General features: G+C 38.3%; 26 protein-coding genes. 3 read left to right on the top strand and 23 right to left on the bottom strand.

Annotated elements, in window-relative coordinates:
* Positions 1 to 3: 3 nt before the first annotated feature.
* The 16 genes from fliT to FPV17_RS16240 all read right to left on the bottom strand — a co-directional run bounded on the left by fliT (position 4) and on the right by FPV17_RS16240 (position 11,987).
* A complete protein-coding gene (gene fliT / locus FPV17_RS16165; RefSeq protein WP_035394649.1) occupies positions 4 to 348 on the bottom strand; it encodes a flagellar protein FliT in 345 nt (114 codons plus the stop codon).
* On the bottom strand, positions 345 to 737 hold the full coding sequence (gene fliS, locus FPV17_RS16170) for a flagellar export chaperone FliS (protein WP_144559457.1): 393 nt from the start codon (positions 735 to 737) through the stop codon (positions 345 to 347). The genes fliT and fliS overlap by 4 nt, the downstream gene beginning before the upstream one ends.
* Before the next feature lie 12 nt (positions 738 to 749).
* Entirely contained in the window at positions 750 to 2,510 is a 1,761-nt protein-coding gene (gene fliD, locus FPV17_RS16175) for a flagellar filament capping protein FliD (RefSeq protein WP_144559458.1), read from the bottom strand.
* A 15-nt stretch (positions 2,511 to 2,525) separates the two neighbouring features.
* A complete protein-coding gene (locus tag FPV17_RS16180; RefSeq protein ID WP_035394652.1) occupies positions 2,526 to 2,828 on the bottom strand; it encodes a flagellar protein FlaG in 303 nt (100 codons plus the stop codon).
* A 36-nt stretch (positions 2,829 to 2,864) separates the two neighbouring features.
* A complete protein-coding gene (gene csrA, locus FPV17_RS16185) occupies positions 2,865 to 3,098 on the bottom strand; it encodes a carbon storage regulator CsrA (RefSeq protein WP_035394655.1) in 234 nt (77 codons plus the stop codon).
* Positions 3,099 to 3,530: a flagellar assembly protein FliW gene (gene fliW, locus FPV17_RS16190; RefSeq protein ID WP_060703674.1), complete on the bottom strand. Its 432-nt coding sequence runs from the start codon at positions 3,528 to 3,530 to the stop codon at positions 3,099 to 3,101.
* A 9-nt stretch (positions 3,531 to 3,539) separates the two neighbouring features.
* Positions 3,540 to 4,595, bottom strand: a complete 1,056-nt coding sequence (gene flgL, locus FPV17_RS16195) for a flagellar hook-associated protein FlgL (protein WP_186370634.1) — start codon at positions 4,593 to 4,595, stop codon at positions 3,540 to 3,542.
* A gap of 18 nt (positions 4,596 to 4,613) precedes the next feature.
* Positions 4,614 to 5,963 (bottom strand): flagellar hook-associated protein FlgK, encoded by a 1,350-nt coding sequence (gene flgK / locus FPV17_RS16200; RefSeq protein ID WP_144559460.1) that lies wholly within the window; start codon positions 5,961 to 5,963, stop codon positions 4,614 to 4,616.
* Between the two features lie 11 nt (positions 5,964 to 5,974).
* Entirely contained in the window at positions 5,975 to 6,370 is a 396-nt protein-coding gene (gene flgN, locus FPV17_RS16205; protein WP_144559461.1) for a flagellar export chaperone FlgN, read from the bottom strand.
* Positions 6,367 to 6,630, bottom strand: coding sequence for a flagellar biosynthesis anti-sigma factor FlgM (gene flgM / locus FPV17_RS16210; protein WP_052007862.1), 264 nt, complete (start codon positions 6,628 to 6,630; stop codon positions 6,367 to 6,369). Before flgM ends, flgN begins: the two co-directional genes overlap by 4 nt.
* Positions 6,631 to 6,646: 16 nt before the next feature.
* Positions 6,647 to 7,069 (bottom strand): hypothetical protein, encoded by a 423-nt coding sequence (locus tag FPV17_RS16215; RefSeq protein WP_052007864.1) that lies wholly within the window; start codon positions 7,067 to 7,069, stop codon positions 6,647 to 6,649.
* Positions 7,070 to 7,079: 10 nt separating this feature from the next.
* Positions 7,080 to 7,790: a ComF family protein gene (locus FPV17_RS16220; RefSeq protein WP_144559462.1), complete on the bottom strand. Its 711-nt coding sequence runs from the start codon at positions 7,788 to 7,790 to the stop codon at positions 7,080 to 7,082.
* Positions 7,787 to 9,142 carry an ATP-dependent helicase ComFA gene (locus FPV17_RS16225; RefSeq protein WP_144559463.1) on the bottom strand — a complete coding sequence of 452 codons (1,356 nt, stop codon included), beginning with the start codon at positions 9,140 to 9,142 and terminating at the stop codon, positions 7,787 to 7,789. Before FPV17_RS16225 ends, FPV17_RS16220 begins: the two co-directional genes overlap by 4 nt.
* A gap of 22 nt (positions 9,143 to 9,164) precedes the next feature.
* Positions 9,165 to 10,004: a DegV family protein gene (gene fakB, locus FPV17_RS16230; protein ID WP_144560513.1), complete on the bottom strand. Its 840-nt coding sequence runs from the start codon at positions 10,002 to 10,004 to the stop codon at positions 9,165 to 9,167.
* A 113-nt stretch (positions 10,005 to 10,117) separates the two neighbouring features.
* Complete coding sequence (locus FPV17_RS16235) at positions 10,118 to 10,825, bottom strand: response regulator transcription factor (protein ID WP_081762106.1); 708 nt, start codon at positions 10,823 to 10,825, stop codon at positions 10,118 to 10,120.
* A gap of 31 nt (positions 10,826 to 10,856) precedes the next feature.
* Positions 10,857 to 11,987 (bottom strand): sensor histidine kinase, encoded by a 1,131-nt coding sequence (locus FPV17_RS16240; RefSeq protein WP_144559464.1) that lies wholly within the window; start codon positions 11,985 to 11,987, stop codon positions 10,857 to 10,859.
* 252 nt (positions 11,988 to 12,239) lie between these two features.
* Here FPV17_RS16240 and FPV17_RS16245 point away from each other — a divergent pair, with 252 nt between their 5' ends.
* On the top strand, positions 12,240 to 12,872 hold the full coding sequence (locus FPV17_RS16245) for a YigZ family protein (protein ID WP_035394665.1): 633 nt from the start codon (positions 12,240 to 12,242) through the stop codon (positions 12,870 to 12,872).
* Here FPV17_RS16245 and FPV17_RS16250 read toward each other — a convergent pair.
* Positions 12,851 to 13,468, bottom strand: coding sequence for a pyroglutamyl-peptidase I (locus tag FPV17_RS16250; protein WP_186370635.1), 618 nt, complete (start codon positions 13,466 to 13,468; stop codon positions 12,851 to 12,853). The two genes, FPV17_RS16245 and FPV17_RS16250, sit on opposite strands and share 22 nt — an antisense overlap.
* 75 nt (positions 13,469 to 13,543) lie before the next feature.
* On the opposite strand from FPV17_RS16250, the gene FPV17_RS16255 reads away from it, so the two are divergent.
* Positions 13,544 to 14,146 carry a trimeric intracellular cation channel family protein gene (locus tag FPV17_RS16255; protein ID WP_144559466.1) on the top strand — a complete coding sequence of 201 codons (603 nt, stop codon included), beginning with the start codon at positions 13,544 to 13,546 and terminating at the stop codon, positions 14,144 to 14,146.
* 45 nt (positions 14,147 to 14,191) lie between these two features.
* On the opposite strand, the gene FPV17_RS16260 is transcribed toward FPV17_RS16255, so the two are convergent.
* From FPV17_RS16260 to FPV17_RS16285, 6 genes are read right to left on the bottom strand one after another with little or no spacing between them, the layout of a single operon-like run.
* The gene (locus FPV17_RS16260; protein WP_144559467.1) at positions 14,192 to 16,027 is read right to left on the bottom strand and encodes an oligopeptide ABC transporter substrate-binding protein; all 1,836 of its coding nucleotides are present in this window, start codon (positions 16,025 to 16,027) and stop codon (positions 14,192 to 14,194) included.
* A gap of 14 nt (positions 16,028 to 16,041) precedes the next feature.
* Entirely contained in the window at positions 16,042 to 16,953 is a 912-nt protein-coding gene (locus tag FPV17_RS16265) for an ABC transporter permease (protein WP_035394671.1), read from the bottom strand.
* Between the two features lie 17 nt (positions 16,954 to 16,970).
* Positions 16,971 to 17,933, bottom strand: a complete 963-nt coding sequence (gene opp4B / locus FPV17_RS16270; protein WP_035394672.1) for an oligopeptide ABC transporter permease — start codon at positions 17,931 to 17,933, stop codon at positions 16,971 to 16,973.
* Positions 17,934 to 17,935: 2 nt separating this feature from the next.
* Entirely contained in the window at positions 17,936 to 18,862 is a 927-nt protein-coding gene (locus FPV17_RS16275; protein WP_035394674.1) for an ABC transporter ATP-binding protein, read from the bottom strand.
* A complete protein-coding gene (locus FPV17_RS16280) occupies positions 18,843 to 19,865 on the bottom strand; it encodes an ABC transporter ATP-binding protein (RefSeq protein ID WP_035394675.1) in 1,023 nt (340 codons plus the stop codon). Before FPV17_RS16280 ends, FPV17_RS16275 begins: the two co-directional genes overlap by 20 nt.
* 46 nt (positions 19,866 to 19,911) lie before the next feature.
* On the bottom strand, positions 19,912 to 20,370 hold the full coding sequence (locus FPV17_RS16285) for an Lrp/AsnC family transcriptional regulator (protein WP_035394677.1): 459 nt from the start codon (positions 20,368 to 20,370) through the stop codon (positions 19,912 to 19,914).
* Positions 20,371 to 20,814: 444 nt separating this feature from the next.
* Here FPV17_RS16285 and FPV17_RS16290 point away from each other — a divergent pair, with 444 nt between their 5' ends.
* A complete protein-coding gene (locus FPV17_RS16290) occupies positions 20,815 to 21,837 on the top strand; it encodes an LCP family protein (protein ID WP_035394680.1) in 1,023 nt (340 codons plus the stop codon).
* Positions 21,838 to 21,951 lie beyond the last annotated feature (114 nt).

Raw genomic sequence — 21,951 nt, forward strand, 5'->3', positions numbered from 1 at the left:
TTGTTACGTAGATGTTTTATCTAAAAACACACCAGCTTGCGTTGGCGCATGCGTACGCTGGTATTTATACCGTCCATCTTTTTGTTTATTAAAACGTTGGATATCTTGTTTTACTTCTCCTCGCTGTGTAGAAAGAAATTCAGTTATTTTTTTTTCTTCTGCCTCTAGAAATCCACTTTTTATCTCATCAATCGACATATGCTCTATTAGTTGCTGTCGCTCATTTAATAACTGCATCACTTGATCAATATAGGCATCTCTCTGATCGTCTTCAGACGGCAGACCTGTCTCAAGATGAGTAAGAAGAGTTTTTGTTAAAAGAGAGAAAGGATTGGACTCAGCTGTCATTTCGGTGTAACGCCCCCAAAACGATTCTGACGATCCAATTTAATAACTTCTTTCCACGTATCTCTAAATTCAACGACGTAGCCCTGTGCCTCTTGCAAGGCCATCAGGTCACTTTTTATATTGGCTTCAATTAATTGATAATGAATGTATTCGTACATTCTCATCATATTTTCACCAACTTCGGTATCCGTTTTCAACGTAATCATTAACTCTTTTATAATGGCCTCTGCTTTTGTAAGTGCCTCATTTTTTTGCTGAAAATGATTGTCCTTAATAGCATTTTCTGCAATTCGTAGTTGTTTAAGGCAACCATTGTACAACATGAGTGTTAACTCGCCAGGCGAGGCTGTTTGTACAGATTGCTGTTTATAGGCTGCTTGCTTCAGCATGTGCTGCCTCCCTTAATTGTATAATAGATTAAATAATGATTCACTTTGCTGATTGGCCATTTGCATTGCTCGTTCCATTGCAGTAAATTGTCTCCAATACCTCGCCTCTTTTTGTTCAAGCCTCCGCTCAAAATTGCTAAGTTGTTGGTCAATGGTACGTGTTTGTTGGCCAATTGTAAATTGATGAGCCTCATGGAAACCTTCTGATCCTCCAGCTCTTCTGGCAATGGAGGACATGGAACGCTGCAAATCCCGCCGCATAGATTGGGCTAAACCTTCCGTTTCTTGATTCCCGTTGAACAGAGTAAAAATAGCTTCAGGGTCGTTCTCAATCGCTTGTCTTAGCTTATCTTCATTTATTTCTAACTTTCCACCATCAGCGTAATCTCTAGTAGTTGTAATGCCAATTTGCGACAGATGCGTGAATGCGCCTCCTGTTGATATTGGTTTATATAGACTACTTCTTAATTGATTTAAACTAGTTTGAAGGAGTGAGTCATTACGCAATAAACCGCTTTGGGCTCGTTCATCCCAGCGTTTTGCTTCTGCCTCTGACAAAGAATCTCTCTCTTCGTCCGTTAATGGGTCATAATCACGATAGTAGCGTTCATTCACTTTACCGTTCATAAAATCGATTAACTCATTATACTCATTTACAAACGAAGTAATTGTTTTATAGATTGAATCTACATCCGTTGAAGCTGTCAACGTAATCGCCTGATTCGTTGTATCTTTTAGCGTAATTGTCATACCACTAACTGAAAAAATGTTCTCTCTTCTTTCTGTTTCGAGTCCGTTAAGTGTAAATTGTGCATTTTGCCCGTTTTTGACTTCATTCAAGCCAAAAGTAGAAGTAAACAAACTACCACCAAACGTAAGTTCCTTCTCATCTCGGTTAAATGTTCCAGTACTTTTACTCGTCAGTACAAATGTCTTCTGGTGCTCATCAAAAAAAGCAGTAACATTCGCTTTTGACTGATTCATTGTCGTCACAACAGATTGAATAGAGTCATTCTCACTAAAATAAAAAGACGTTGTATTGTAGTCCCCGTTTTCATTGGCCATAACCGATAGAGAATTAAATGTGAAGCGCTGAGCCTTCTCTTCATCTTCAACACCAGCTATATACTCAACTTGCACTTGGGATGAGAGCGTTACATCTTCATGAAAAGTAAGTCTTCCAGAATCGTCCATTGCTACTTGATTTCGACCTAGCTCTCCAGCTTGATCACTGACAATTTCATACGCTTGTCCTTGAATCAGAATGTGCTTTACACCGTCTGCTAGTGGTTCCTTGAGTTTAATGGAATGATTTTCGTCAACTTGTACCGCTTCTCTCGTGCGCTTGCCAACTATCCATTCCATATCGTTTGTTGCAATATCTTTTAATAACGTTTTACTTGTTACTGAATCAGATTGTTCATTTGTTTTTGAAATGGAGCCGCCGATAGCAGTTGTTGATGTTGCCAATTGCTTGACTTCATTAATTGTAAAACTCGTATTTCCTACGTTTGAAGAAGCTGTGGCTGTTATGATTGCTTCATTGGAAGACAATACAGACCTTCGCTGCATAGAAGACGCACGCATAATAGAATCGAACATGGACGTATGCAGGGCACGAAGTTTTAAATTCATTTCCCGATACTGATCCATTTTCCAGCCTAGTTCCGTTTTTTTCTTTTCTAATTTATTTACTGGCATTCGTTCTGCCTTCATAAGATCTTTCATCATCTGATCAATATCAAGACCAGAAGATAACCCCGATAACCGCATATGGTTCACCTCTTTTTATACTTGCCGATCAATAATTAACCCCGCAGACTTCATCATCGACGCGAGTAAATCTAGTAGTTGCTCTGGAGGCACCTCTCTAACAACTTCATCTGTATCTGAATCAATTACTTTCACATAGACTCGATCTAAATCGGTATGAATATGAAAGGATAGTGCACGTTTAATCGGTTTGTTACGAACAACCATCTGTTTTTCATCATGTAGGGTTTCTTGTTGTTTTGCTTGCGGTAAAGCCTGTTTAAAAGAATTGCTTTCTAATAAACGATTAACACCAGCTGATTGTATCTCCATTGACATGACCACGCCACCTTAAAAAAGAAATGTAAAAAGCTACTACGAATCTTTCTTATGCTCAAACAATGACTTTATTGTATCAACCGTTACAGATTGAACAGCCTGCTTATTCTCGTTTTCAATAACCTCGACTATTTCTTTCCGAAATATATCAATCGACTTCGGTGCTTGGATACCGATTTTCACCTGATCTCCGTTTACCTCTAGGATTGTCAGCTCAATTTGATCCCCAATGCAAATGGATTCCGTAACCTTCCTTGATAGCACAAGCATTTAAGCGCCCTCCTTTGTGGAGAGTAATGCTTTCGAAGAATACGTTTGTCCTTCTTGGACAAGTTGTTTTCCTTTATTATTCCGTGTATTAATAATAATAGGTGCGTTTAGATTCGCCGTCGATTGTGAAAACGGTTGTTGAATCGTAATAATGACAAATAACGCAACATCCGTCGGTTGTGCTACCTCTAACAGTTGAATCGTATTGGCATCAAGATCTATGTGATAATTTTTCCAAATTGAAAAAGGGTTCAAGCAAACAAAAGCAACATGCTTTTGCGCAATCGATTGCAGAAGGTAAAAATCACTTTCTGGAAAAGGAAGTAGTACAAACTCTTTTTCTTCTGGAAAACCTGGAATACCTAAAGAAAAGTGAAGTTTGTTACCATCCTCCACTTCAATTGTTCCTAAATAATTTGTTTCAAGTTGCATAAGAACCACCTATCTTAAAAAGTCTAATAATGATGGCTGCAACACTCTGGCACTTGCAGCTAGAGCAGCAGAATGAATGGTTTCAGCCACGAGCAACTTCATTACAGTCTCTTCAAAATCAACATCTTCATTTTCAGATTTAATTTTCTCTAATAAAAACTGCTGTGTATTCAAACGGTCTTCTATTAAGTCAACTCGATTCATTCTTGCGCCCAATTGACCATTTACATCTGCAGCAACGCGTAAATGATTGTCTGCTTTCCCTACAAACGTATCTAAGTCTTCTGCGTTTACATTTGGATCCAGCAACGCTTTTTGAAATTGAAATAAATCACTAAAAAACTCAGTTGTAAACAAACGGTGGGCATCTGCACCAACTGTTATGTTGATTCCTTGCTGCAATTCAAGTTCATAAGCAGAAGTCGCGAATTGATTGTTCATCATTCGCACATCTTCAGATTGAATGGGCTCGTCTCCAGCAAACAGCTGACCATCGTTAAATGTTATTTGTTCTCCACTTTCACTTTCAAATAGACCATTTCCTTCATAGCTGTACGTATCACCATTGTAAAAAAGAACCGTATGCTCGCTGAAATCTTGCTCAGTTACTTGCGCTGGATTTAATGTTTTTAAAGGGGGAACGTTGCTTAACTCGCCATTAAAAATGTATTTTCCTGCGCTATTTGTATTGGCAATTGTGACTAAATGGTTTGTCAATTGCTCTACTTCTTGAGCAATGCTTTTCCGCTCATCGGCACCGAACGTATCTGTTGATGCTTTCACAGCTAACTCACGTATTCTTGTAATGATTTGGCTCGTCTCCCGTAACGATGCATCACTTTGATCCAATCGATTATGTGCTTCACTTAAGTTACGTTGATACTGGTTAAGTTGATCAATTGATCCTCGATATTGCATTGATTTTCCAGCTATAACGGGGTCTTGCGAGAAACGAGAGATTTTCTTTTGTGTGCTCATTTGTTCTTGTAAAGTGGATAAACGTTGATAACTCGCTTGTGAATAGTGTAATGTATTTGCCGTTAACATTGATTGAGTTACTCTCATTAACTCCATTCCTTTCTTTTATCGACCGACGATACCCATCCCATTAATAACCGTGTTTAGCATTTCATCCATGGCAGTCATCACACGAGCTGCGGCGTTATAAGAGTGTTGGAACTGTACCAACATCGTCAATTCTTCATCTAATGATACTCCACTAACCGACATTCGATTTCCATCAATATTACGTAACCTTGTAAGAGCTGCATCGGTCTTCCGCTGCATGCTTTGCGCCTCCACACCAAGCTGTCCCATCATTTGTTGATACCGGAGTGTAATAGAATCATCTTTTTGACTAAGGTTTGCTACGGCTTGTGCAGTTTCTTTACTTACAGTGAATTGACTCGGATCTGCTTTAATAGACTCTGATACTCTACCTGTAGTAACATCAAAGAAATTCGGAATAAGCTCATTTACTTCGCTCATTAATTGTTGCTTAAGTTGCTCTACTTGATCCATAGCTTTTGTAACATGAGAGATAGAAGAATCAATTCCGATTAGCTTTCCACTCATCACTTCACTATAAGACTCATCATTAATAAGTAAACTGCGAGCGCCATCTTCTTGTACTACCGAAAACCTCACTGGAGAAAATGACTCGTCACTACTATTAACTAGAACAATATCGCTGTTTAACATTTTTATGTCATAGCTACCTTCTTGCCCTTTATAAGCACTTGTACGTTCCACTTCAATAGGTAATAAAATGGCTAGCTCATCTATTAATCGATCCTGTTGGTCATACAACTCGTTCGCCGCTTGGCCACTCTCTTCGATTTTTTGAATTGCTCGGTTATTAGTAGCAATTTGTTCAAGTAAATCATTAATCGTAGCTTCTGTTCCTTCACGCTCTTTTTCAAGCAGGCTCATTTCTGACTGAAAGGCTTTTTCAAGAGACTCTAGAGTATCCATAACCGCTTCAGACTGTTCAATTAAAACAGCTTGGTTGTCTTGACCAGCTGCCAGTTCTCTCCAACCATTGAAAAAATCGTTGAACTGACTTGAGAGACCACCTAGATCACCATCATTAAGAGGACCTTCATTAAACAAATCTTCTAAGCGAGCAAAAGTACGGCTTTGAATGGCTGCATTTCCTGATACATGCGCTTCTAGTTGAAATTGTTTATCTAAAAATTGATCACGGACTCTTTGAATACGATCAATACCAACCCCTGTACCAACCCTTCCTTCCATAACCGGTCGACCAAAGGGACCCGTTCCTGGATAACCGGGTGTTGATTGCATGTTTACTCGCTGTCTTGTATAACCATCTGTGCCTGCATTTGCAATGTTGTTTCCGACTGTTTGCAAAGCTGCTTGATTAGCGGCAACTGCTCGCCTCATCGTTTCCATGCCTAAAAAAGTTGACAACGTTACACCTCCTATACTTGTGAATCAAAAATGGATAGTTTTCCGGACTTTGATTTTGCTTCTTTTGTGTAAACAGAACGATCTGTTTGAAATAATTGTAGTGACCCTTTCACAAAAGAAAGTGAATCCTTTATTAACAATGTATTTCGTTCGTTTCTATGCTTCAGTTCCATAACGGATCGTAACAGTTGTTCTTTTAGTGAGGAAAAGTGATCAGCTGAAAAATCAATACTTTCCTTCATTTTCATCTCCAAAATATTTGCTTTAGAGACTAGAGTCGATTCTTTTCGAACAATCGCTTGTAAGTCTTCAAGGTGATTTTCGATTAGCGCGTTCTCCTTTTGTTTTGCTAGTTCAATTAACGTACATTGGATCTCGATCATTTGCTTTATTAGCGCTTCACTCATTTAATAACTCCGCTTTCTTTCCATGCAGATAAAATCGCTTGTGCTGTTTTTTCTGGTTGAAATTCATAAGTGCCTTGCTCAATTTGTTGCTTCAACTCTTGTAATCGCTCTTCTTTCACTTTGCTTGTTTGCGCATTTAACTTTAATGCTTCTTTCGATATTTCGACTTTATCTTTTTTATCTTCTTGTACAGTTGTTGGCTGTGCTTGAGTCTTATACAACTTGTTTGCTTGAATGTATTGAGAAGAGTGAATTTTCATTGATGAAGAGCCTCCTTTATCGATTCTTCTTTAATGTATATGTGAGTGATAGATTATCAGACTGTTCTCTTACTGATGTAAGCTTATCATTCTTTCCTTCTTCATGATGATATAATTCCCCATTTAATTCGTTTACACATGTATGACAAAAGCGAGTCTCTTGTGTTGGCTTTTGGCATCTTTCGCAAAAGTGTTCCAAGTGAGGGAACTGAGAAAGTTTAAGCCTTCCTGAACGGATAAGCGATTGTAAGAACTTAAATGGAATCTTCGTGTTATCCATTAGCATACGTTGTGTGACCACAACGTCCTCATGTTCTTTCAAGTACGTACGAATCGTTTTTAACCATTGCTCTTCTTCCATTTGACACGTTTTACACGTTGGTTGGTGCGTTTTAACAAACAATCCTCCACAATGTCGACAATTCGCAAGCTGTTGCACGTTTAATCCCCTACCCTTTTATCGCTCTAGCAACTGTTAATGACGAAACACGTTCTGCTCCTGCTTCGAGCAATGTCTTTGCAGCCATTCGCACAGTTACCCCTGTAGTATATATATCGTCTAATATTAAATATTTTTTACCCTTAATAAACGTCTTTTCCGCTTCTAAAAGATTAAACGGATTTTCTTTCATTAAACTAATTCTCTCATACCGGGTCTTTTTGCTCTGTTTCCGACCATCTTTTCGGTCAGTGCGCGTTAGACACTGATGGATTCCAGAACGCTTTATGAGCTCCTCAGCCTGATTAAATCCCCGTTCTTTCATCCTTTTCTCAGAAAGAGGAATTGCAGTTACTATATAATCGTTAAAGCGATTGCAAATAATTTCTTGTAACGAAAATGTGAAGATATGCCCAATTGCTACATCGCCACGATATTTATAGTGCGAAAGCAAGGTTTTCAAAAAATCATTATATTCATATAGGGAAACATTTTCATCTAAATGATCCACAGCTAATAGCTGTCTCCACCAAACGCAATCTCCACACTCTTCTTCAATAAAAGAACCAAATCGTTTTGGCTTACGGCATCGTTTACAGCCAGTACAATGAATGAACTGCTTTCTACACTCTTCACAAACACTCTCTACCTTTGGAGTGAAAAGAGAAAGGACAGATATTTCCTGGAAAAACTTCCCTTGACAAACAACACAGCTGCTCATAGCATTCCTTCTTTGTTCATTTTATCAATATGGTGCCTTGCTTTTAACATTGATACGGTTATGCCGTAATGCCAGTAAAGAATATCACCGTCTGGAAACTCTTGTTTTCTACCGACTCTTCCTGCAATTTGTACTAAACACGCTTCATCAAATATGGGTTGCTCTGCTCCAAGCACTGCTACTTGTAAATTCTCAACGGTAACCCCTCTTTCCAGTATCGTCGTCGTTAATAGTAAGGAAAGACGCTTTTGTCTGAAGGCTTGAATGACTGGATGTCGGTTTGATGCGTCAGCATAAACGAAACCATGGTCAAGCTGAAGTTCACTTAAAATTGCGGAACATTTTTTCAATGCGCGAATAGAAGGAAAAAAGATCAATCGTGGCTTATCCGCATGGAGTTGTATCCAACGAATCATTTTTGGCGGTATCGTTCCTTTTTGAAGCAGTCGATTCCAGTTTCCAATCCATTGAAATGACGGCAAAGGAATTGGTTTCCCATGAAATCGACGCGGGATTTTCGTCACTGTAAGCGAAGGCGTGTTTCTCAACTTAACAGAAGGTGTGGCACTTAAGAAAATCATCGTTGCTTGAGGTTTTTTTGCTCGCATACTTGCGTATTGTAAGGAGGAATCATACGTGTAAGGAAATGCATCTACTTCATCAATTACGAGAACATCAAAGGCATGAGAATAGCGAATCAGTTGGTGAGTTGTTGCGAGCACTAGCTGAGCAAGTGGGTTCGTATCGCGACTACCTCCATAGAGGCTGGCTTGGGTAACTGTAGGAAATGCATATTTCAAGCGGGGGCTTAATTCTTTTACAACATCTGTTCTGGGTGTGGCGATGCCTATTCGGAATCCTAATTCAATGCTTTTTTCAATCATCGGGAAGAGAATTTCCGTTTTTCCGGCACCACAGACAGCCCAAATAAGATGGGATTGATTTTTTTGTTCAACTGCTTCTACAAGCCGATTGCTAGCTTGCTTTTGGTAAAGAGAAAGCTCTCCTTCCCATTGACAACTGTTTTCTTTTGGTTCGTAGTGAAGAGAATCTCCAGTCCAAACGAGAAACTGTTTACAGGAAGAAGCCTTTCCCATTTGGATACAGTGTCGACAATACGTACAGGTAGTTTGACAATGATGACAAAAATGATCATAAAAACGTGACGGCTTATCATTCCCACACCGTACACATTTCCAAATGCCCTTTTCAAACACTAAAACAGGTTCTGAATAAACGAGTTGCTTCTGTTTAGATTGAAGCAATAATTCAGCTGAAAAAGGCCATTCGCTAGACAGCATACACCGATGATGCAAAAAATGCTGGATCTTTTTGAAGTCGTTCTTGTTCAACAACCTACCTCCTTCTATTGAATTAACACCACCCAATACCTAAACTACTCGGTCCTAAATGAGTCCCAATTACCGGACCAAAATAGCTAATTTCCACATTCGCTTCAGGATAAGCGTCTTGAATTTTTGTTTTTAAACTCTCCGCACCTTCTAAACGATTAGCATGAATAACCGCGATTTCGTTTACATAACCATTTTTCAAGTCATCAAATAACAAATCTAGCATGCGGTTAAGCGCTTTTTTCTCTGTCCTTACTTTTTCAAACGGCATAATTTGGCCTTCTTCAAAATGGAGAATCGGCTTAATTTGTAACAAACTTCCAAAAATCGCCTGAGCGCCGCTTAAACGACCACCACGACGTAAATGGTTTAAATCGTGTACCATAAAGTAGGCGCGGACTTGCTGTTGTTGCTTCTCTAAATATGTAAGTATATCTGCACCGCTGCTCCCTTCAAGAGCTAACTTAGCTGCAGAGCGCACGTAGAACCCCTGTGGAGAACAGCTAATTTCCGAATCAAATCCATAAACATTTAACGTCTCTTTCATTTCCCCGGCAGATAAAGCGGTTTGAAGCGTTCCACTTATTCTCGCAGATAGGTGAATACAAACAACGTCTGTATAACCTTCTTGCTCAAGACGATCGAATAACTCAACAAACTCTCCTATCGCTGGCTGAGAAGTTGTTGGTAACGCTTCCTCCTTCTCAAGCTTTTGATAAAAAGCTTCCGTTGTTAAATCAATTCCTTCTCTATAAGTGCCATCTGAAAAATTAACACTTAAAGGAATGGTATTAATCTTTAGCTCTTCAATCGTCTCTTTTGCTAGATAGGCTGTTGTATCGGTAATTACCGCGGTTTTTATCATTCGTTATTCCTCGCTTCTTTTCTACAATCAGTCACTTCCCTTAAATTTAGCGGAAATAGACCTGACATTCAAGAAATATTAAAGAATTTCCCGAGAAATAATATCGTTTCTTAGCGAACAATGACGTATCCTTTTTTAATCGCTTCAACAACCGCCTGCGTTCGATCATTTACATTCATTTTTTGCAAAATATTACTAACGTGGTTTTTGACGGTTTTTTCACTAATGTAGAGGGATTCCCCAATTGCTCTATTATTCTGTCCATCCGTCATTAACTGAAGCACTTCACACTCTCTTCTCGTTAAAATATGGAGCGGCTTACGGTATTCAACTTCTCTATATCCAACAGAATCTTGGTGCTTTTCATCTTGCTTTGCTAAACGACGGTATTCTTTTATTAAATTAGACGTTACTTTTGGATGAATATAAGCTCCACCAGTAGCTACGACTTTCACTGCTTCTACTAATGATTCAGCGTCCATCTCTTTTAATAAATAACCTGACGCTCCTGTACGCAACACATGAGATACATAGGATTCATCGTCATGGATGGACAAGATTAACACTTTTACTTTCGGAAACACTTTTACAAGTTCTTTAGTCGCCTCTACACCATTAAGCTTCGGCATATTTATATCCATTAAAATAACATCTGGACGATGGTTACGCACAAGATCAATTACTTGAGAACCGTCCTCGCCATCTGCTACTACGTTAAAGTTCTGTTCCATTGAAAGAATTCGTTTAACTCCTTCTCTAAACAATGGGTGGTCATCTATTATGACAATTCTAATTTCGTCTGTCTCTTGTACAATCACTGTTTATCACCTCTCGTAAACGACTACATTATTAAACTGTTGTTACAGGCAGCTGGATAAAAATACTTGTGCCCTGTTCTATTTCCGATTGGATCTTAATCGATCCATTCAACATGTTCACTCGCTCTTTCATACCGATAATGCCAAACGACGCTTCTTTTTTTTGAGATGGGTTAAAGCCAATGCCATCATCTTTAACGACAACCATAACTTGATTCCGATTCATTTCAATTTTTACAAGTATCTCTGAAGGCTTTGCATGCTTTAATGCATTTTGAACCGCTTCTTGCACAAGCCGGAAAAGAGCAATTTCAAAATGCTGCTCTAACCTGTTATCAATGCCAAAATGTTTAAAATGAATGGTTAAGTCATGACGTTCTTCGCTGTTTTCCAAATACTTTCTGAGAGTCGGTACTAAACCAAGATCTTCAAGAGCCATCGGTCGTAAATCGTAAATAATTCTTCGTACTTCTGCTAAAGAAGATCGAACCATTATTCGCAAGCCACGGATTTCTTTTAATGCCTCTTGAATCCCTTTCTCATGATAAATTCGCTCAATTAATTCTGAATGCAACATGACATTTGCCATCATTTGAGCTGGTCCATCATGAATTTCGCGAGATAACCGACCTCTTTCTTCCTCTTGAGCTTCTATTATCTTCAACCCAAAAGATTGCTTTTCCTTCGCATCTTCAATAATTTCTCCAACTTTTTTCAAATCGCTAGCTAAAAAATCAAACACTACTGACATTTGAACGGAAAGTTGCTCAGCACGACTTATTGTATCTTGTAAGTTTCTTAATCGTCTTTCAATATCGTCTCTTCTCGTCCGCAATAGCTTTTCTTCCTGTTGTAAAACAGCCATTTCGACTTGGAATTCACTTGCTTGTTCATATGCCGCTCGAACTTCATCATTCGTATAATTATTAAACTCTTTACTTACTTTTGCTAACCGATTTCTTGCATGCCTTGCATTGAGAGACGATTTGTCCACTTTTTGAATGACTTCTAACACTTTTTGTTTTGTTTGCTCGAGTTCCTTACTTAAATATACATGTTCAGTTCTAGATCGTTCTCCAATTTCAAAAATCTTTTCTCTACTTGTTGACACAGTATCTATTGTTTGAGAAATAATCTGATTTAAAACTTTTACTTCTTCCATTTAAATCCCCACTTTATGAAAAACAATGGTTTGCTCGTTGCTGCAACTGGGCTTAAAGCATTATCCTTTAAAATTAAGCCGCTATCCGTTATTCTTATCTTACACTATCCGATGGAGAAAGAAAGACGAATATAGTAAAAGAGTACGATTTTTATCTCAGTAGTAGAGAATACCGCCAATACTATCAGACCAGTGTTACATCACGGTTTCGTGAATATGTAAAAATATAAAAATTATTATAGGAGGAAACCATTGTTAGCGAACTATAAAACGGTCAAACAGACAGGCAATTATGAAATTGTGGTTCAAAAATCACGATTTATCTCCCACTTTAAACGCACATCGACAGAGCAAGAAGCTCTTGATTTTATTCAAGAAATTAAAAAAAATCATTGGAATGCCACCCATAATTGTTCTGCCTATTTGATCGGTGAAACAGATCATATACAAAAGGCCAACGATGATGGTGAACCGAGTGGGACAGCTGGTGTGCCAATGCTCGAGGTCCTAAAAAAACGAGGATTAAAAGACACTACCGTTGTTGTCACACGTTATTTTGGTGGCATTAAATTAGGTGCAGGCGGACTGATTCGCGCATATGGTGGTTCGGTAAGTGAAGGATTGAAACAAATTGGCGTTGTGAATCGTACACTCTGTTATACAATGGCAACAACGATTGATTATACGTGGCTGGGAAAAATTGAAAATGAAATCCGCCAATCTTCTTATCCTTTAAAAGAAATTACCTATGCCGATTCTGTCACGGTTCATGTTTTTGTTGAATCTGATCAAATCGATGCATACAAAGACTGGATAACAGAACTGACAAATGGGCAAGCCAAAACGATACAAGGAAAAAGCGTCTATCTAGAAACAGACGCTTGAATCGAAAGAGATAGCTTGTGAAGTAATACGGTTATGGCTTGATAAAGGTTTTCATGTGTGAGCGGGTTTGTTTCATTTAATTCTTTTGTAAAGGGAATATGAATAAACCCACTTGGCACACGTTTTTCCAAGCGCTTTAGCTCATGCAACGTCTCATACATAAGCGCATTACAAACATAAGTACCAGCTGTATTGGACACATAAACATGTGGATCGTGTTCCTTTACTCCTGCCTCTATTCCTCGAAGTGGTAGCGTTGAAAAATAAGCAGCTGGTCCTTGTTCATTAATCGGTTGATCGCTCATAACGACTCCATCATTATCTTCTGGACCATCCATTACATTAATCGCTATACGCTCTAACGAGATAGCCGTTCGCTTTCCTGCAAGACCTAACATGACAATGGCTGCTGGGTCCTCTTCCTTTATTAATTTTTTCATTATTTCAGCTGCTCGCTGAAACGAAACCGGTAACACAACACTTTTTACCTGCAGCCCATTTATCACCTTTTCATCTAAAGCTGACACGATTAACTCGCTTGGATTCGCTTCATGATTGAGGAATGGTTCGAACCCAGTTAAAATCACTTTCTTCATTAAAGAATCCCCCTTTACTTTCCCGCTTGTTATTACTATCATATCATATGACAACATAAGAATGAGGGACGCTACGTGGACACTTGGGAAATCTTTACGATTATTGGCACAATTGCTTTTGCGTTATCTGGCGCAATCGTTGCCTTTGAAGAAAAATATGATTTATTTGGCATATATACACTCGCTTTTATTACAGCTTTTGGTGGTGGAATGATCCGAAACATTGTTGTAGGCATACCCGTTTCCGCTTTTTGGAGTCAAACATCTTTGTTTATCATTACCTTTTGCCTTATCACCATTCTATTCTTTTTACCTGCGTTTTTATTTAAACTATGGGACCGATGGGGCGTCTTCTTTGACGCAGTCGGCTTATCTGCCTTTGCCATACAAGGCGCGCTTTTTGCCAAAACGGCGAACGAATCTATCTTTGCGATGATGCTTGCCGCAGTCTTAACGGGTGTAGGCGGAGGTATCCTTCGTGATGTTCTTGCTGGTAGAAAACCGATGGTGCTTCATAGCGACATTTACGCTGGCTGGGCGTTGATGGGCGGCATCATTATCGGACTAGGTTTAGACCACCCCATTATGCAATATAGCTTATTTGTCTTAATCATTGCCATGCGCATGCTAACCGTTCATTACAAGTGGCGGTTGCCGCAAGTAGATAAGAGGATTTAGAAAAGAGCTAGGCAGAAATTCTACCTAGCTCTTTCGCTATAACTATTAATCAACTGCTGCGTTTTCATCATTTAACTGAACTGTGTGCCAGCCATAATCGTTGTTTCCAACTTCATATGAAATCCCGCTCACACGCTTATTAATTGGGAATGTATCAATTTGATAAAGTGTTGGTGCAAGTGGTAGTACTTCATTAATATAAGATTGAAACTCATTATACACTTCTTGACGGTATGTTAGATCGAAAGATTCTTCAGAAAGCCCATCCGCTAATATTTCCTCTAACGTATCATCTGTATAACGTGGGTAGTTAAACATTGCTTGTGGGCCGAATAAGCTTGATGGATCAATATCAGATCCTACGCCCCACCCAGCTGTATACATGTCAATCGCCGGATCGTCTTCTTCAATTCGATCATAAAACGCATTTGGCTCAGTTAAAGAGCCTTCTAAAAGTTCAATATTTAAACCAATATCTTTCCATGCCTGCATTTCATAATTGGCTACGGCCTCTGCTGTCGCGTCACCTTGACGAGCAGCATATGTGATAACGAGCTCTTCTCCATTTGGATCTTCAACAAATCCATCGCCATCTAAATCTTCATAGCCAGCTTCTGCTAAAAGCTCTTTTGCTCTCTCTGGATCGTAATCAAACCCTGGGTTCGTATCATCATGATACAAAGCATGGTATGGAGTAATCACTGTTGTTGCTGGATATCTTAAGCCTTTGTACATCCGGTTACCTAAATCTTCGTAATTTACAGCTAGTCTGACAGCTTCACGAAGTGATTGGTTAGACATCTTAGCGTCAGGATCATATGCTACTTCGCCTGCGTCTGCATCCCAAGTTCCTAGTTTAAACCCAGTATACGTGTAGAATCTTGACGTTCTGCCCAACCAATCCACATTACTCATATCTGCATTATCTGCAAATTGCGTAGCCGGGAATGTTGTAACGATATCAATTTGGCCTGTTTTTAACGATTCGACTACAACATCTGGGTTTACAACTGTCAACACAACTTCATCAACAAGAGGTGCCCCTTGCCAATAGTCTTCATTTTTAGACAGCGTTACAGACTCACCTGGAACGATGTTTTCCACAACGAATGGACCGTATCCTAATGGCTCTCTACGCACTTGGTCAGATGAAGACATATCTGCTACTTCTACACCTTCAAAATAATGCTTTGGCATCGCATAGTACCAAATACCACCGCTCATTAGCGATGGGTTCGCTTCTTTGAACGTTAATTCTACTGTTTTCTCATCAATAATATTAAATCCTGAAATCTCGTCCGCTTCTTCATTGTGGTACTCTTCCATCCCAACAATGTTTCTTAACGAAGCATCGTAGCGGACACCGTCATAATCTTTATGACCAATGACTTCGTGCGCAAAGACAAAGTCTTCTGCTTTTACAGGTTCTCCATCATGCCAGTTGACATTATCTTTTATCGTAATCGTATAAGTTAAGTTATCTTCGGAAACGTCAATAGTTGCCGCACCTTCATCTGTAATGTTAAAGGCTTCATCCATCTTAAACAATGATTCACTAAAAAATTCAATGATATCTGCATCAGTTGAACCAGAATAATGCTGCCAATCAAGTGTGCCTTCAAAAGGGGAAGCAGCTACAACACCAACATTTAATGTGCCACCTTCAATGGCCTCTCCATCTGCTGTTTTTGTCGGTTCAAAATCGTCTAAAGAATAAATACCATCTTCATTTTCAATGGTTTCTTCTGAGCCCTCTTCTTCTCCAGTACCACTTGGTTCAGAAGATCCTCCCCCATCACCATTATCACTACATGCCGCAAGTGCTAGAACGGCAACAAGCGTAGGTGCTAAATAAAATTTAGGCTTTAAAAGCTTCTTCATAATTGCTCCTCCTTTTAACCTCTTCTTTGTTTTGCATCAGTCGCGCGTTTTAAAGCTTGACCAACATTATTTATACACAGCATCAACACTAAAACTAAAATCGATGCAGGTAACCATACCCAGGGGCGTAGCTCGAAAATCTGTGGATTTGTCGCGTGACTCATTAGAGTCCCTAAACTTGGTGTGGACTCTGGGAATCCAAACCCTAAAAATGATAGTCCTGTCTCAATTCCAATATTAGCAGCCAAACTAAGCGTTAAGTTTACAATAATAATAGAATTTAAGTTTGGTAGTAAATGACTAAAAATAATTTTGTAGTGCGGCGTCCCTAATGTACGGGCTGCTTGAATATATTCGAGTTCACTCTGTTGTAGAGCTTTTGAACGTATTAACCTTGCCATGGATATCCATATAAAAGCAGACATAATTAATGTAAATTGAAGAAGCGAATAATTAGGCACAACCGCTACAAACGCAATGATAATCATTGTAGTTGGCAGTACTAAGAAGAAATCAACAATTCGCATAACCACATTGTCAGTATGACCGCCAAAATAACCAGCAATTAACCCCATTCCTAATCCAACAAGTCCAGACAATACCGTTACTGCAACTCCTATTAAAAGAGAATTGCGTGTACCAATGATTAATTGACCAAACACATCACGTCCGCCATGATCTGTACCTAACCAAAATTCTGATGATGGAGGTTCAAAAATAGCTAGTAAATCAACCGTGACAATTTGATCTTGATCTAGAATAATTGAAACACCAAACACAAACGCAGCGATCAATAGTAGTAAGATTGCTGAAATTAACGCAACTTTATCTTTTAAAATTTCAACAAGTATGACTTTGGCTCCTGATGGTGTTTTGATAAGTGCATCTTTACTTGGATCGATTTGTATCTTTTTTTGTGCTTCCATTTTTAATCCTCACCCTCTTACTTAATACGAATTCGTGGGTCTACCATGCTTAAAATAATGTCTGACAACATTGTTCCAACTACAGCTAAACAACCAGATAGTAATAAGAGCGCAGTGACGACACTATAATCTCTGTTATTTATAGAAGATATTAGCAAATCCCCTATTCCCGGAAAGCTAAAGACCCTTTCAATAAAAACAGAACCACCTAATATCCCTGTAATTTCGTATCCGAAGAAGGCAGCGATAGGAAGTAGAGAATTTCTGAAAATATGCTTATTGTAAACTCTATTTTCACTTGCTCCCTTTGCCTTAGCAGTTAAGATAAATTCTTTATGTTTAATATCTATAATCTCACTTCTTAAATATTGCACAGTTCCAACAGTCGTTATGAGAGCAAGAGATAGTGCTGGCAACGTCATATGATAAATTTTACTTATATAGTATTCAAACGTCCCTGTTACAAGACCAGGAGAAACACTTCCACTAACAGGAAACCAGTTTAAACGGAAACCAAAAACAAATAGTGCAATAAGCCCAAAAATAAAGCTTGGAACTGCAAAACCAACGTATGTATAACCTGCAATAGCACGGTCTGCCCATGTATCATTAAAGCGTCCACTTACAATTCCTAAAGGAATGGCAATCAAATAAGAAAAGAGTAAGGTAAGCACCCCTAGTCCCGCTGTGTTTAACAAGCGATCGCCAATGAGTTCTGTAACATCCATTTTGTAGCGAAACGACTGACCAAAATCCCCTGTTATGGCGTTTCCTATCCACCGCCCATACTGTTGATACCAAGGATCGTTCAACCCATGTATCTCCCGTAATTCTGCTAAACGCTCTGCCGTAATACTAGGATCTATCATCCCTGTAAACGGATCACCTGGCATTTGACTAGCTAAAATGAACACAAGTATACTTAGAAAGAACAACTGTGGAACAGCAATTAACATACGTCTAACAATAAATTTCCACATCGTTAACTCCCTTCCGGCATTGCAACTCTATGAGTTTCAGACAAACTTTTTAAAGGGTATGCAAGTCCTTCATGATCAAAATAATCTTGTGTATTCGTTTCATACTCTTCATTTATTTTCTTTCGAATCAATTGAATATCTCCTCTTTTTGTTGGATCAATATCTGGAATAGAGGATATTAACCTTCGCGTATAGATGTGCTGCGGGTTAGTAAAAATGTCATCAGGTGTTCCTTCCTCTACAAATCTACCTTTATACATAATGCCGATATGATCGCATATATGGCGTATGATGCCTAAATCATGACTTATAAAGAAGTAAGTTAAATTTAAATCCTTTTGAATATCTTGCATAAAATTTAACACTTGAGCTTGAACAGAGACGTCTAATGCAGAAACTGGTTCATCTGCTATTATTAATTTTGGCTTTAAGGCTATTGCCCGAGCGATACCAATACGTTGTCGCTGTCCGCCTGAAAATTCGTGCGGGTATTTAAAAATACTATCAGGACTTATACCTACTCGTTCTAGTAGCTCTTGAACAGCTCGCTGCTCTTCTCGCTTTGTCATTTTTTCGAAATTCCTAAATGGTTCTGCAACAATGTCTATGATTCTTTTTTTAGGATTTAATGAAGAATAGGGGTCTTGAAAAACCATTTGTACATCTCTTCTAAACTCTTTTATATTTCGCTTCGTTACTTCTTTATTATTAATAAAGATCTGACCGGACGTAATATCATTTAATCCAATAATGCCACGTCCAGTTGTCGTCTTACCGGAACCGGACTCACCAACTAGACCATATGTTTTTCCTTCTTCTAGTGAAATGTTTAATCCATCAACAGCTTTTACATACCCAACGGTTCTTTTTAAAATACCTGCTTTAATAGGGAAATGTATTTTTAAATCTTTAATTTGCAGAAATCCCATCCACTACTTCCTCCTTAGATGCAAATTCAAATGTCTTGTAGCAACTACAACGAACATAATGATGTGGTGATATTTCATGAAGCTGAGGGTTTTCTTCATGAGCTGCATCACCAATCCATGGAATGCGTTCTGCAAATCGACAGCCCGTTCTAGGTAAATTCACTAAAGAAGGTACTACCCCTTGAATAACATGTAACTTTGTTTTAGCCGTATTGTTGGTTGGATTTGATTGTAATAGCGACCTCGTGTATGGGTGCTTTGGATTTGCAAATAACTCTTCAACGGGAGCTAATTCAACAATTTGACCAGCATACATAACAGCCACTTTATCCGCCATTTCCGCGACAACACCTAAATCATGGGTAATTAGAATAACGCCACTATTCAATTCATTTTTAAGCTTGCTTATCAGCCCTAATATTTGCGCTTGTATCGTTACATCAAGTGCGGTCGTTGGTTCATCCGCTATTAAAAACGCAGGGTTACAAGAAATGGCAATCCCTATCACCACTCTTTGTCTCATTCCACCAGAAAGTTCATGTGGGTATTGATTGTAAACCACCTCTGGTCTTGAAATACCAACTTGTTGTAAGAGCTCTAATACTCTATTTTTACGCTCTATTTTTGTTAAATCCGTATGTAAAATAAGTGATTCTTCGAGTTGTTTCCCAATTATCATTAGTGGGTTTAGCGCTGACATTGGGTCTTGGAAAATCATTCCTAATTCTCCGCCTCTTAACTTCTGTAATCTTGCTTCAGATACTTTGGCAATATCTTCACCTTTATAGTTTATTTCACCTTCAATTTTCGATTTACCTTTTGGATGTAAACCTAGAATAGAAAACCCTAAAGCACTTTTTCCTGAACCTGATTCGCCAACAATGCCAAGAATTTCATTTTTATTTACTGTGAGTGTGACATCGTCAACAGCGGCATAATATTCATTATTAATTCGAAAAGATGTTTTTAAATTCTGAATCTGAAGAAGTCTATTGTCCGACATCTTATCCCACCTGACCATTTAAATGTTTAGTCTATTTACGATTATCTCATTTATCTGTCAATGAATAACCTAAAACATCCTTGTACGCTTTTAGCTGTATACTGACGTCCAGTTGATGAATAGAAGTTGATTGCGCTAGTGTTTCATTTACAAACCTTAGTAGCCGCTCATTGTCGTTGAAATAGGCTTGCACGATGAAGTGATGATAGCCGGATACCGAATCAACGCAAATGATTTCTTTAAACGAAGCTAGCCATTTCCCAACCTCATCTTGTTTTCCAACCTTGACATTTATACCAATAATCGCTTTTACGCTTAAGCCTAATTTGATTGGATCAATCTTAATAATAAAGTCAAAAACACCGCTATTAACCATTTTCTTTGAGCGTTGCCTAATGGTTCCTTCACTTACGTGCAATTCTCTTGCTATTTGACTATACGTAAATTTACCGTTTTTTTGGTATAAATCCAATATTTTAAAATCTAGCGCGTCAAGTTTCTCCATCTCGTATCACTCTCTATTTCCCAACTTTGATTTAAACTTCCGCTACGAATTTATGAAACAATAATCAGATTTATTCATTTTTTCGTAAAAGTTATTGTCAGTATAAAAGAACCCTTTGTAGAAAGCAACAAATTTTTTAAACAAATGTGACTATAATTTATAGTTTTACAAACTTTTTGATAGTCACGTTTTTTCAGTATACCATATCTTAAAATAATGTATATTATTATTTTTTCACATTATTCTAACCTTTATCCCACTAAAAACAAGCTCATTTATTATACTGTCAAATTATTCTCGTTAGTTGGGACAAGTTGTTAAGTAATCTGACAAAATTTCTATTATTTTACGTTCTATTCACACGACAGATTATGCTATAATTTGACCTTGGAATGTTGACAAACTTATTTTTTATAAATTGTAGTGAAATGAGGGATGAATACAATGGATGATACGCGTAAATATCGTCGAAAACAAAAGAAGAAACGACTGCTTTTAAAGACGATATTAGCTACAGCGTTAATTGCTATTTTAGCAGTCGGCACTGGTGCCTGGTACGTTGTCAATCAATTAAATGATACAGCTTCTAGCGCTTATCAAGGATTAAATCGTGGTGAAATGTCTGAATTACGGGTCGAGCCTGTAGACATCGGTAAAGATAATTTTTCAATGCTTATTCTCGGCAGTGACTTCCGAGAAGGCGATAGTGGCGGTGAACGAACAGATACTATGCTAGTCGCTACCTTTAATAAAGGGGATCGTTCTATTAAACTAACGAGTATTCCACGCGATACGTATACGGAAATTATTGGTTATACAGAGGGACCTTTTTACGATAAAATCAACCATGCAAATGCCTTTGGTGGCATTGATATGGCAATTGATACTGTCGAAAACCTTCTAGATATTCCGATCGATCATTATGCATTAGCCCGTTTTGATGGATTAGTTGATATTATTGATGCGTTAGATGGGATTGAAATTGATGTAACATATGAATTTGACTTTAAAGAAAAAAGTCGTAATGTCGATTTTACATTTACAAAAGGACCAACCCATATGGACGGTGAAAAAGCTCTTGCCTATGCTCGTGAAAGAAAATCGGCTGAGAGTGGTGGAGATAAAGGACGAGGCATTCGTCAGCAACAAGTTATTGAAGCTATTATTGACCGAGCAGCATCTCTTTCTAGCATTACCCGATTTAACGATCTGTTTGATGCTGTTGGAAACAATCTTCAGATGGACTTAACATTCGGAAATATTGTCTCTCTACATGGCTACGCTTCTTCAATCGATACCATTGAGACACTCCAAGTGCATACGAATGGTCAAATGCGCCCAGATATTTATGGAAATAACATTTGGTATGAGGATGCTGTTGAAGAAGACTTATATGCATTGCAACAAACATTAAGAGAGCATTTAGAACTCCCTATAGACACTGAAAATGAACTTTATACGCAATAAAATGAAGAGACTAGACATCGATCTAGTCTTTTTTTGTAGAAAAGAAAAAATGAGTCATTCTAACTAGGTTTTATTCTTTATAATAAGAGGTATAGTGACAGGATCTCTAAATAT

The sequence above is a fragment of the Shouchella miscanthi genome (genome assembly GCF_007725405.1).
Lineage (GTDB): Bacteria > Bacillota > Bacilli > Bacillales > Bacillaceae_D > Shouchella > Shouchella hunanensis.